9 protein-coding genes and 1 pseudogene are annotated in these 10,757 nt (G+C 47.2%); all 10 read right to left on the bottom strand.

What is annotated here, in order from left to right:
- Nucleotides 1–78: 78 nt before the first annotated feature.
- The gene (gene mfd, locus AC1DUA_RS08425) at nucleotides 79–3,606 is read right to left on the bottom strand and encodes a transcription-repair coupling factor (protein WP_477499305.1); all 3,528 of its coding nucleotides are present in this window, start codon (nucleotides 3,604–3,606) and stop codon (nucleotides 79–81) included.
- A gap of 95 nt (nucleotides 3,607–3,701) precedes the next feature.
- Complete coding sequence (locus AC1DUA_RS08430; protein WP_145669352.1) at nucleotides 3,702–3,926, bottom strand: anti-sigma-F factor Fin family protein; 225 nt, start codon at nucleotides 3,924–3,926, stop codon at nucleotides 3,702–3,704.
- Nucleotides 3,927–4,058: 132 nt separating this feature from the next.
- A complete protein-coding gene (gene pth / locus AC1DUA_RS08435) occupies nucleotides 4,059–4,619 on the bottom strand; it encodes an aminoacyl-tRNA hydrolase (RefSeq protein ID WP_477499306.1) in 561 nt (186 codons plus the stop codon).
- Nucleotides 4,620–5,007: 388 nt separating this feature from the next.
- Entirely contained in the window at nucleotides 5,008–5,646 is a 639-nt protein-coding gene (locus AC1DUA_RS08440) for a 50S ribosomal protein L25 (RefSeq protein WP_477499307.1), read from the bottom strand.
- Nucleotides 5,647–5,788: 142 nt separating this feature from the next.
- A complete protein-coding gene (glmU, locus tag AC1DUA_RS08445; protein ID WP_477499308.1) occupies nucleotides 5,789–7,192 on the bottom strand; it encodes a bifunctional UDP-N-acetylglucosamine diphosphorylase/glucosamine-1-phosphate N-acetyltransferase GlmU in 1,404 nt (467 codons plus the stop codon).
- 138 nt (nucleotides 7,193–7,330) lie between these two features.
- Nucleotides 7,331–7,615 (bottom strand): septation regulator SpoVG, encoded by a 285-nt coding sequence (gene spoVG, locus AC1DUA_RS08450; protein WP_028557369.1) that lies wholly within the window; start codon nucleotides 7,613–7,615, stop codon nucleotides 7,331–7,333.
- Between the two features lie 118 nt (nucleotides 7,616–7,733).
- Complete coding sequence (locus tag AC1DUA_RS08455) at nucleotides 7,734–8,117, bottom strand: RidA family protein (RefSeq protein ID WP_477499309.1); 384 nt, start codon at nucleotides 8,115–8,117, stop codon at nucleotides 7,734–7,736.
- Nucleotides 8,118–8,121: 4 nt separating this feature from the next.
- Entirely contained in the window at nucleotides 8,122–8,958 is an 837-nt protein-coding gene (gene purR, locus AC1DUA_RS08460) for a pur operon repressor (protein WP_477499310.1), read from the bottom strand.
- A gap of 316 nt (nucleotides 8,959–9,274) precedes the next feature.
- Nucleotides 9,275–10,129 carry a 4-(cytidine 5'-diphospho)-2-C-methyl-D-erythritol kinase gene (gene ispE / locus AC1DUA_RS08465; RefSeq protein WP_477499311.1) on the bottom strand — a complete coding sequence of 285 codons (855 nt, stop codon included), beginning with the start codon at nucleotides 10,127–10,129 and terminating at the stop codon, nucleotides 9,275–9,277.
- A 358-nt stretch (nucleotides 10,130–10,487) separates the two neighbouring features.
- Nucleotides 10,488–10,658, bottom strand: a pseudogene (locus AC1DUA_RS08470) (small, acid-soluble spore protein, alpha/beta type); the annotation flags it as partial.
- Between the last annotated feature and the right edge of the window lie 99 nt (nucleotides 10,659–10,757).

Below are 10,757 nucleotides of genomic sequence, written 5' to 3' on the forward strand. Positions count from 1 at the left end.
CCACAAGCACTTAGTACAGAAAATGCAAGAACCAATGCAACCATGCTTAATATCCATTTTTTAGAAAAAAGTCGTTTGCTAGTATGATTTGGCAACATCCTTTAATTCCCCTTTCGTTTTCAGAACATCCTTATATTGTACCAAGAACTTCTCCACCAACTCGATGGAAGCTTCTGGCTTCATACCTTTACAGCGAATAACAATATGCAATTGCGGGTCTGCATTGAGCTTGATTCGCCCATCAAAGCCTTTGGACAAATTGAGCAGCTTCTGACCATCCAGCCTGCCATTTTGGTCAATATGCACCTTGATTAGGTAATCATCCCCTTTTTGGCTGATCGTTTCAATTCGGTACTCCGCGCCGTATGCTTTCAGGCGAGCCACTGAGAGCAAGTTAAACACGGCCTGCGGCAGATCTCCGAAGCGATCCACGAGCTCATCATGCAGGTCTGCCGCTTCTTCCAATGTGCGAATCGCGGCCACTTTTTTGTAAATCTCGATCTTTTGCATGCTGTCGTAGATGTAGTCGGATGGTAGGTAGGCATCCAATTGTATATCGATGGAAGTGTTCCATTCCGGTTCCGGTATGGCCGCTTCCCCATCTATTTCTAGTTTCAGCTTTGCAATTTCTTCGGCTAACATTTGTGAGTAGAGATCGAATCCTACAGAAGCAATGAAACCATGCTGTTCGGCACCCAACAAGTTCCCTGCACCGCGTATCGACAAATCCCTCATCGCAATTTTAAAGCCTGAGCCAAGTTCTGTAAACTCTTTAATCGCTTGCAGACGTTTCTCAGCCACTTCCGTGAGCACTTTATCCCGCTGATACGTGAAATAGGCATACGCTACGCGATTCGATCGCCCTACGCGCCCACGCAGCTGATACAGCTGGGAAAGTCCCATTTTATCCGCATCATGGACGATGAGCGTGTTCACATTCGGGATATCGACACCCGTCTCGATAATGCTCGTACTGACAAGCACGTCGTATTCCCCGTCAAGGAAATCGAGAATCGTTTTCTCCAGCTCCTGCTCACCCATCTGACCATGTGCAACCGTAACACGAGCATCCGGTATCATCATCGAGATTTGATCGGCGATCTGCGTAATCCCTTGAACCCGGTTGTAGAGGTAATACACTTGACCCTCACGCGCGAGCTCCCGCTCAATCGCTTCCCGAACGAGTGTCGGGCCATATTCGACCACATACGTCTGAACAGGGAACCTATTCTCCGGCGGCGTCTCAATAACGGACAAGTCCCGAACCCCGAGCATGGACATATGCAGCGTTCTTGGAATCGGCGTTGCCGTCAGCGTCAGCACGTCGACATTCGTCTTAAGCCGCTTCAGCTTCTCTTTGTGAGACACACCGAACCGCTGCTCCTCGTCGACAATCAGCAGACCTAGATCCTTGAACTGCACGTCTTGCGACAGCAGTCTGTGCGTTCCGATGACAACGTCAACCGTTCCTTTCTTGACGCCTTTCATGACTTCCGTCTGCTCTTTCTTCGAGCGGAAACGGCTGAGCACCTTCACATTAAACGGATAGCCCGAGAAGCGCTCGCGGAATGTCTCGTAATGCTGCTGGGCCAAAATAGTGGTCGGCACCAGGACAGCAACCTGCTTCCCGTCAATAGCCGCTTTAAAGGCGGCACGAACCGCAACCTCAGTCTTCCCGTATCCAACGTCGCCGCAAAGCAAGCGATCCATTGGACGCAGTTTCTCCATGTCGTTCTTAATTTCCTCGATCGCACGAAGTTGATCTCGTGTTTCATCATAAGGGAACATGGCTTCGAACTCGTTCTGATAGGAGCTGTCTTTGCTAAATCCATACCCTGTCGTTGCCTGTCGTTCAGCATAGAGCTTAATCAGCTCATCGGCAATATCCTTAACGGATGCCCTTGCCTTGCTCTTCACTCTTGCCCAGTCGGCTCCGCCAAGCTTATAAACCTTGGGTTCCTTCTCTTCGGAACCTACATATTTCTGAATCAGATCAATCTGATCAATCGGCACAGATAGTTTGTCGCCGCCGGCATACATGATATGCAGATAATCTTTATGAATACCGCCCACTTCGAGCGTACCTATACCGACGTATTTCCCGATCCCATGGTTCACATGTACAACGTAGTCGCCAATTTTCAGCTCTTGATAGCTTTTGATCCGCTCCGCGTTCTCCAGCTTCTTCTCGACCTTGCGGGCTTTGCGCTGCTTCTGTGTGAAAATCTCGCCTTCCGTAATAACAACCAAATGAATCGAAGGCAATTCAAACCCTGTCTGTAGATTCCCATCTACAATTTCTGGCACTTCGATCTGGTAGTCGTTCAGGACACGCCTCACCCGTTCGGCACGTTCTTCGCCATTCGCGAGGAGAATGACATTAGCCCCGTTTTTCTTCCAGCGCTCCATCTCCGCTTTGAGCAAATTCATCTGCCCGTGGAAATTTTGCATAACGCGACTCACGAAGTTCACGATATTTTGCGGTTGAATCCCAACGACCTGGCGCAGGAATAGGGATAAATATAACGTTGGAAACGGTCTGCGATGCAGCAGCGTTTCGTAAGATTTGGACAGCACAAAAGCCGGCAAGCTCTTCCCCTCTGTCAGCGCATGCATCATCCACTCTGCCTCGTCGCGTTCGAGCTGTTTCGCTGTCTCCAGCAACCGAGCCGGTTCGTCGATAATCAGCACAGCATCCTTAGGCATGTAGTCTATGAGGGTCTGTCTTTCCGTATATAAAAGAGAAATATATTTATAAATGCCGGGGAACGTCTGCCCTTCACGGAGCAGTTCAATATCGTGTCCGATCCCTTCGAGCAGCTTGTCTTTGGCTGTCCGGTCGGTCATTTTCTCCAGCTGAGCCTGTAGCAGCTCATACGCATGCTGCGCAGCAGATTGTAATCGCTTTCTATCCGCTTGAATCTCACGGCAAGGAGGAATCGTGATCGACTCTAATTTATCTATTGACCGCTGGTCACTCACATCAAAAGTACGAATAGAGTCAACATCAACATCAAAAAGTTCAATTCGGATCGCATTTTCCGACGTCAATGGAAACAAATCCAGAATGCCCCCGCGAACGCTCATCTCCCCTTTGGTCTCAACCCGCTCCACGCGCTCATAGCCCAAATTAGATAAGGTGCTTAGGAGCTCATCCAGTTGAACGGTATCCCCCACCTTCACGGTTATCCGGGATTCCTCGAAAACTTGCTTAATCGGTAGTAATCTGCGCACGCCTGCGAACGGAGCAATCACAATGCCGCGGTAACCTCCCGCTAGCTTAGTAAGCACATCAATACGCTGTGCCAGCATCTCTGGGCTGGAAGCTGCTTCTTCCGCTGTCAGAAGCTCTTGCGACGGGTAGAGTAGAACATCATCAGATGATAGGCACTCTAGCAAATCCTCCGCTATTTTTTGAGCGGCAAACATATTATGAGTAACAATGAATAGCGGGCGCGTTAGCTCTCGCGCAAGAGTTGCGATCATCACTTGCTTGGAGGAACCGGTAAGTCCGGCAACGAGCTGCTCTTTCATCTCGGACCTGATGCCTGACACGATCGTTTGAAAGTCGGTATCCGCAGAAAAAGCCTGAATTAAAGCTTGCAAACAAGTACACTCCTCTCACAAAAAGAAGCCTTGGCACACTTGCCTCGGCTATTAACTCTTCATCTTCATCATTTTAATTCAGCGAAAACATCATGTTACTGCAGCGGGCTTGCCAGCAGAGACAACTCTGGATTGGCCTCCAGCGCCTCACGACAGTAGTCGCAAACAACCCTAACCGTAACATCACCATTCGTGTTATACGATATTATATCTCTACGCTCATCAGGGGTCAAGAAATGGAAGCCCAACTGCTGCTCTGTTATGGCTTGATTAATTTCCCCAACAAAGGTATGACAATGCCTGCAAATGTACTTAATCATATATGTATGCCTCCTTCGACGATTCGATTACATCCTAGTATGACCATTCTCCGGAGAAATTAGCCGAATGTACCATTGTCATTTTCGAATAAGGACCATGCATATGATGTTTTGAAGACACGCCGTTTTTACTTATTTATTAAATTTGCCCATCGTCTTCTCGAAAGGCTCATCCAAACTCGACAACATCGCTTCGCAGGTCAGATCCAGCACGTCATCCAGCGACTTCATCTCTTCCTTGGAAAAGTTCGCTAAGACATAATCAGCGATATTATAACCAGGGGCTGGTCGGTTCACGCCTACGCGAATGCGGTTGAAACTCTGTGTCCCGGCATGCTGAATAATGGACTTAATCCCATTGTGGCCGCCTGCACTTCCTTGATAGCGAAGCCTGATCTGGCCAAAAGGCGTATCCATATCATCATAAATGATAACGATATCCTCCACCTTCAACTTGTAAAAGTCCAAGATCGCTCTCATTGATTCACCTGAAAGATTCATATACGTCATCGGCTTCAGTAGAAATACTTTCGTGCCGTTCACGTTCCCCTCTCCCAGCAGTCCCTTACCCTTATTTTGAAAAGAGTTTATCCCCCATTTGGCGGCAAAACGATCTATGGCCATGAACCCAACATTATGCCGATTCATCTCATATTGCTTTCCCGGGTTACCCAGTCCGATAAAACATTTCATTTTCTTCCAGTTCCTCCTAGCCTTTTACTAAAAAATCCTTGGCGTAACCTGCATCTTAAGGTTATTGTTTACCTATATGTTACTAAAATGAATCATAAATTTCATAACTGCGGGTGAATCAGCGAATATGTATCTAAACGGTCAACAACTTACAAGCGATCATCATTTTCAAGATCATATAGATGCCGGTATTCCCGTCCAAGTATACTATCAAAATCTACATAAGGATATAGGCTATATTGAATTTTACAGCCCTCATTTCATAAAAATCAATAATACGTTTTATAACAGAAATACGCACTTTGTTGTTTCCCGGCCYGGGTATTAACGGAAGGAAGAGGAAAAAAGGATACCCTTTGCGCATCGGCGAGGGTACCCTTCTATAAGCTTATACGGTCTGCTCTTCTTTCGCTTCCTCACTAGCTTCGTTCGGTTTATCCTCTTTGCCCTGAGCAGCAACTTCCTCAGGAGCCTCTTTCTGAGGAGCCAGAATGGTGAGAACAAGCTCGCTTGGATCAGACTTCACTTCAATCGTCCCCGGAACGCTGAGTTCACTAACCAGCATATTTTCTCCGATTCCCACTTTTGAGATGTCCACCGTGATAGATGCTGGTATCTCATTCGGTAAGCAGCGGATTTCCAGCTCATGCAATTGAATCTGCAAGATTCCACCCTCTTTTGCCCCCACGGCTTCCCCGATAAACTCCAGAGTAACTACCGTTTTGACTGGCTCATCCATATTGATTTGATGGAAATCAACATGGAGCAGCTCCCGGCTCAGCGGGTTCCGCTGTATTTCATTGATCATAACCGGCTGCTTGCCGCTGCCATCCGGCATCTCCAGCTCAATAACGGCGTGCGGGCTTTTGCGGAGCAGCGCCACTAATTCTTTCTGGTCGACCGTGATAACCGTAGCAGCCACTTTTTTGCCATACACGACCGCAGGCACTTTACCTTTTACACGCAGTTGTTTGATATCGTTTTTCGTTGTGTCCTTGCGGGCTTCCGCTTTCAGTGACAATGCCATATAAAAAGGAACCTCCTAAGAATTTTGCTCAGCACATTTACTTTCGTAAACAACGCCAAGTGAGTAACAGCTAGTTCATAGCGTACCCATCCTTAAGAGATTCCATCCAAATTCCCCCTTGCTAGGGAGATTTAACGTATTCCTATTCTTTTTTTGCTTTGTTTTCTTTCTTCGCTTTCATCCGGCCTTTGATTTTATCCGCGTATCCCGGTTTGTTCGTTTGTCTTTCCCTCGCGATAGCCAAATCCCCATCGTTCACGGCATGTGTAATCGTAGAGCCTGCGACAACGTACGCACCATTGCCGATTTTCACAGGTGCAATCAAGTTCACATTACTGCCTACGAACGCATCGTCCCCGATTTCCGTTAAATTCTTGTTGAATCCATCGTAGTTCACCGTAATTGCGCCGCAGCCAATGTTAAYATTCGTGCCGACAACCGCGTCACCTACATAACTTAAGTGAGATACTTTCGAACCGTCGCCAAGCTTCGCATTCTTGATCTCGACGAAGTCACCGATCTTCACTTGCTTCCCGATGTCCGCTCCAGGTCTCAAATATGCGAAAGGCCCCACGCTTGCTTCATTATCCACATTAGCCTCTTGCAGAACAGACTGTTTAATCGTAACGTCATCTTTCACGACAGAATCGATAATCTCAGTTTGAGGTCCGATCGTACACTGCTCGCCAATGATTGTTTTCCCGCGCAAAATAGTGCCCGGCAGCAGAACGGTATCCGCTCCGATCACAACATCTTTCTCGATGTATGTGTTGGCAGGATCAATAATTGTAACCCCGTTCAGCATATGATTGCGGTTAATACGCCCTTTGAACAACCGTTCTGCTTCGGCAAGCGCAACACGATCGTTCACGCCGATAGATTCCGCAGCATCCGCCATGCAATAACCTTGCACGATTTCCCCTGCACCCGTCATGATCCCGATGACATCCGTCAAGTAATATTCATTCTGAGCATTATTGTTTGTGACAGAACCCAGCGCCTTGAAGAGTTTCCGGTTATCGAAAATATAAGTGCCCGTATTAATCTCCTGAACAGCCGCTTCCTCAGTGTTGCAGTCCTTCTGTTCAACTATTCGCGCAACTCTGCCATCTTCCCCGCGAATAACACGGCCATAGCCTTGCGGCTCATCGAGAATCGCTGTCAGGATCGTAGCAGACGCGCCCGAACGCTGATGCAGTTCAATCGTATTCTTAAGCGTCACATCTGAGATCAGTGGTGTATCTCCACAAATTACAACGGTCATTCCGTCTTCATCGCCAAGTAAATCCTTCGCTTGCAATACCGCATGACCAGTTCCGCACTGCTGCTCCTGCAGCGCATACTCAACTTGATCTCCAAGATAGCTCTGTACTGCTTCTGCTCCGTATCCCACAATAACTAAAGTTCTTGTTACATCTATTTGCTGAAGTGTATCTACAACATGCCCTACCATCGGTTTGCCTACAACCGGATGAAGTACCTTATACAGCTTCGATTTCATTCGTTTACCTTGTCCTGCCGCTAACACAATCGCCATGAGCTTCAAAGACTATCCAACCCCTTTATTATAAATAGCTGTATGATGTATGCCTTAATAATGTAGTTAACAGTTCTTTACCAAATATAGCATCAAAGCCCCCCAAAAGAAAAGAGAGCCCTTATGGGCCCTCTCAATTATTATACGTTATGCACCTTCTTCAATAACCTCTTCTTCTACCGCTGCACGGTCGTATTCAGCCAATACAGCAGCTTGAATTTTCTCACGGGTAGTAGAAGAAATTGGATGAGCGATATCTCGAAACTCCCCATCCGGTGTCCGTTTGCTTGGCATCGCCACGAACATACCGTTATTCCCATCGATAACACGTATGTCGTGTACTACGAACTCATTATCGATAGTTATGGAAGCAATTGCCTTCATCCTCCCCTCGGAGTTGACCCGGCGGAGCCTTACATCTGTAATTTGCACTTGTGTTCACCACCTTTTTCCATCTCTGAGACTTGGGTGTAATATTCCACATCGTTGTGCAAATTCCTTCTTATTTTTTTGAAATTTTCGATAATTTTATACAATCTTAATGTTACTGTTAAATTTCGACAGGAATCACAGCAATTAACTCTATTTCGACAAAAACATCACGTGGTAATCTAGCCACTTCGACAGTCGATCTAGCCGGTTTGTGATCACCAAAGTAGGTGCCATAGATCTCATTCAGCTCGRCAAATTGATTCATGTCCTTCAGGAAGACGGTCGCTTTCACAACTTGGCCAAAGGATGTACCCGCTGCTTCCAGTACGCCTTTCAAATTTGCAAACACTTGATGCGCTTGCTCCTTAATGCCGCCCTGTACGATTTGCCCATCCAAACCAAGCGGGATTTGTCCTGAAGTAAACAGCATGTTTCCGAGCTTAACTGCTTGCGAGTAAGGTCCGATAGCAGCAGGCGCTGCCGTTGTTGAGATGAATTCCATCGTTTTACGCGTCTCCTTTTTTACTATCAAAATAATTACCAGGCTCTACCGTGATTTGCTTGGTCTTGGAATCTACGCCAAACAATCGGGCTAGCGATACGTATTGATCTACTAAACGCTCTTCCACTTCAACAGACTCCATGAAGACGCCAACCCCTTGGACTGTGGCCTTGAATTCCGCCAGCAAATCCATCATCCCGTGAATCGTTCCGCCAACATGCATGAAATCGTCGATGATAAGTACCTTGGATTCCTCTTTCAAGGCACGTCTTGCGAGCGACATGGTCTGAATACGCTTGTTGGAGCCAGAAACATAGTTAATGCTTACGGCTGAGCCTTCTGTTACCCGACTATCCCTGCGAACAACAACAACGGGTAGATTCATATAAGTAGCCGTCGCGTATGCGAGCGGAATGCCTTTCGTTTCTACGGTCATAATCACATCGATATCACGCCCTGCGAACGCAGATGCAAACGTTTTGCCAATTTCATTTAAATACTGGGGCTGCCCCATGATATCAGACATATATAAGTAACCGCCAGGCAGGATCCGTTCAGGCTGCTGCAACTGCAAGCAGAGCTGTCCAATGAACTTCAATGAGGTTTCCTTCGGTACCTTCGGTGAAAACTTCACACCACCGGCTGCGCCCGCAAGCGTTTGCAGCTCGCCGAGTCCTTCTTCCTCAAAAACTTCTTTAATAATCGCCAAATCCTCACTGATCGAGGACTTCGCTGAGTTGTAACGCTCGGCAAAAGTCGTTAAAGGAATTAACGAATGGGGGCGAAATAACAAGTATTGCGTCATTTCTACCAGCCTAGCGCTCCTTTTCAACTTTTTCATCGCACTACCCCCCAAAAATCCGAATAATATAAAGAAAATATACCACTTTTATACGTATTTATTCAAGCTTCACATGAAAATTAACTTAACATACACATGACATAATACTAACATGCAGAAAAAGACGCACCAGACCGTGAATATCTCCACAAAAAAGCACCGCCTAGGCATAAGCCCGACGGCTTTATCGTTGCTGCTTTATGCGACAACGAAACCACAAGACATAAGGACATCTTCCAGTAGATTAAGCGCTGCCCCTTAATCCATTCCGTTAAAAAAGAGCCCCCTCAGGGCCCCTTGCACACAACTCCACAGGCTAGGTCAACATCCGCACCGCATAAACATCCTTACAGAACCCTCGAAGGCCATTATAGATACGAGGCACTTTCGCTTCCTTGGAAACAAGGCCGAACACCGTTGGTCCGCTTCCCGACATCAAAACGCCGTCCGCACCGAGACGCTGCATGCAATCTTTCAACTGTCTAACCTCTGGATAAAGGTCCAGTGTCACTTCTTCCAGCACGTTGCCGAGATTTCCGCATAGCTGATCAAACTGCTTCTCACGAATCGCTTTCAGCACATTCTCTGTCGAAGGATGATTCTTAATCTCACGAGCGTTCAGCTTGCCGTAGATCTCCGATGTGGACACATTGATGGGAGGCTTGGCCAAAACAACCCAACATTGCGGCGGCGAGACGATCGGCTCTAGCTTTTCTCCGCGTCCTCTGGCGACAGCCGTCCCTCCCGTTACACAAAAAGGGACATCCGATCCAAGCTCAGCGCCAAGCACCTGCAGCTCCTCCATAGGGATGTTTAAATTCCAAAGTCGATTCAAACCCCTAAGCGTTGCCGCCGCGTCACTACTGCCCCCTGCAAGTCCTGCAGCTACGGGGATCTTTTTATCCAAATGAATATACACGCCTTGTTTGACGTCATAGCGATCCTTAATAAGCCGCGCAGCCTGAAAGGCTAAGTTCTTCTCATCCAACGGAATATAGCCTGCTTGACTGGAAATAATGATCGTATCCCGTGAAAGCTCCTGCATTTCAATCCGATCGGCCAGGTCGACCATCGTCATGACCATCTCTACTTCATGATAACCATCTGGTCTTTTATGTAAAACATCTAAGGATAAATTAATTTTAGCCGGTGCTTTTTCAAAAATCTTCATCTTGGTCACCTTCTTTTGCTCGATTGCCGTTAAAATATTATAACAAAAGCGCAAAAAAAAAGCTAAAGCATTCGCTTTAGCTGTAGTTTGGACGCCGCTCGCCTTGCGCCGATTGGTAGGACGCTGATGCCACGGGATTCCAGCCCGCTTGTGACTGTCCATTAGGTGAAGATGAAGTATACATGTTTTGGGTAGTAGAAGGCGTATAAGATGGTGTAAAGGTCGTCGTTTGCTGTCCATAGTGCTGGGGCGTCTGTACAACCCGTTGGTTATACATTGGCGCTTGTGCGTAGCTAGGCTGTGTGAAGTTATTCTGGCCGTATGAGGTTTGCGTAACTGGTGGCGCAGAGGCTGCATATTGCTTCGCCAGCTGTTCCTCCGCAATCTGAATAGCTCGTTTCACCATATTCCCTGCATCTTTGGTACGGATCCCTTCCCAGCCCTCGCGTTGAACGACATCATAGAACCCAAGATCCTTCGCTAACTCATTTTTAAAGCTTTCGGACATAACACCTCTTCTGCGACTCATAAAAAAACCTCCTTTTCCTGAGCTTAGCATGCGCTTCGGTGGATCAAAGCTGGCAGCTTAAGCGTAAAGTAAGGTTAGTATGCCCAGTCGCACCAGGTC

This window comes from Paenibacillus sp. 01T422, assembly GCF_056398785.1.

Bases quoted from the DNA above. Each gene is read 5' to 3' on its own strand.
- AC1DUA_RS08430 (WP_145669352.1), bottom strand. From the start codon at position 3,926: ATGATTAAGTACATTTGCAGGCATTGTCATACCTTTGTTGGGGAAATT.
- pth (WP_477499306.1), bottom strand. From the start codon at position 4,619: ATGAAATGTTTTATCGGACTGGGTAACCCGGGAAAGCAATATGAGATG.
- AC1DUA_RS08440 (WP_477499307.1), bottom strand. From the start codon at position 5,646: ATGGCATTGTCACTGAAAGCGGAAGCCCGCAAGGACACAACGAAAAAC.
- purR (WP_477499310.1), bottom strand. From the start codon at position 8,958: ATGAAAAAGTTGAAAAGGAGCGCTAGGCTGGTAGAAATGACGCAATAC.
- ispE (WP_477499311.1), bottom strand. From the start codon at position 10,129: ATGAAGATTTTTGAAAAAGCACCGGCTAAAATTAATTTATCCTTAGAT.